Source organism: Pseudoalteromonas sp. Z9A6 (assembly GCF_011378805.1).
GTDB lineage: Bacteria > Pseudomonadota > Gammaproteobacteria > Enterobacterales > Alteromonadaceae > Pseudoalteromonas > Pseudoalteromonas distincta.
This window is the reverse complement of sequence record NZ_WTKZ01000053.1, coordinates 26,938-28,066: the sequence shown is the minus strand read 5'-3', so window position 1 is coordinate 28,066 and position 1,129 is coordinate 26,938. Positions and strand designations below refer to the sequence as shown.

The window sequence follows — 1,129 nt, the reverse complement described above, 5'->3', positions numbered from 1 at the left end:
AATCAGCTGCCTGATATATTCATTTCAGATGAGGCTGAATAGTTACAATACTTTTTAATAATTAAATAGGCGTTAAGCAAGTTGTAAAAGCCCACACTTGTTTAGCGCCTGCTTGTTTTAGTGCACTAGTAGCTGCGTTTAATGTTGCCCCTGTCGTCATCACATCATCAACAATAGCGACTGTTTTACCTGCCATGTCTTGTGTACAAATAAAGGCATTTTTTAAGTTTCTTATACGCTTTGCTTTGGATAGCTCCGACTGAGCTTGTGTTTTTTTATCGCGAATAAGAACATTACTTAGTGGGGCGTAATTAGCTAAACAGGGTTGCCATACTTGGCTTACCTGATTAAATCCGCGAGTAATAAAGCGGCTTTTATGAAGAGGTAAAATAATAAAGGTATCTGGCAAGTTAGGGCTTTGCTCAAAAAACTGCGTTAACTGTTTTTGTATAATTTGCTGCAATGCCTTTTTATAATGAATTTGATTATTAAATTTTAGCCTTTTAAGCCAATGCTCAAAGGGAGGTTGATAAAAAGCGCATGCAAATAATTTATCAAACTCGCAATTAGGAAACATCTCAATAATATCAGGTCGATGCAATAAACTCGTATGCTTACTAAAATCAAACAATGGTAAATCTTCAAGGCAATAATCACATAGCCCTAAAGAGGTCGTAATCGAGTTTTGACACTGCACGCAATAAGAGGGAAATAACCAATTTAAAACGGCTTGTTTCACTGACTCGCTCCTTGCATTGCAATCGCCTTTCTAAACGTTATGATGAGCCTAAGTTTGGTAAAGGTTAGGCAAATATGCAAAATGAGTTAGTGTTATTACATGGTTGGGGAATGAATCAGGGCGTATGGCAGTTAGTACAGTCAGAACTTGAGTTTTTATATTCAGGAAATGTACGTAGCCTTGACCTACCTGGGTTTGGTAATAGCCATGATTGCCCAAGCCCTTATACTTTGCATGATGCAGCAGAAATTTTAAGTAAGCAATTAAAGCCAAAGAGCATTTTAATGGGGTGGTCGTTAGGTGGATTATTTGCACTTTATATTGCTAAGCATTGGCCTGAAAAAGTATCTAAAGTTATTTTAATAGCATCGACTCCTTTTTTTTTTTTTT

Annotated in this window: 2 protein-coding genes; one reads left to right on the top strand and one right to left on the bottom strand. The window is 36.6% G+C overall.

Annotated elements, in window-relative coordinates; all coding sequences use genetic code 11:
- Positions 1 to 61 precede the first annotated feature (61 nt).
- Positions 62 to 739: a ComF family protein gene (locus GQR53_RS16365; protein ID WP_024596110.1), complete on the bottom strand. Its 678-nt coding sequence runs from the start codon at positions 737 to 739 to the stop codon at positions 62 to 64.
- 74 nt (positions 740 to 813) lie between these two features.
- Between GQR53_RS16365 and GQR53_RS21200 the strand changes: the two genes are divergently transcribed.
- The coding region (locus GQR53_RS21200; protein WP_240917495.1) for an alpha/beta fold hydrolase at positions 814 to 1,129 on the top strand (316 nt) is incomplete at its 3' end.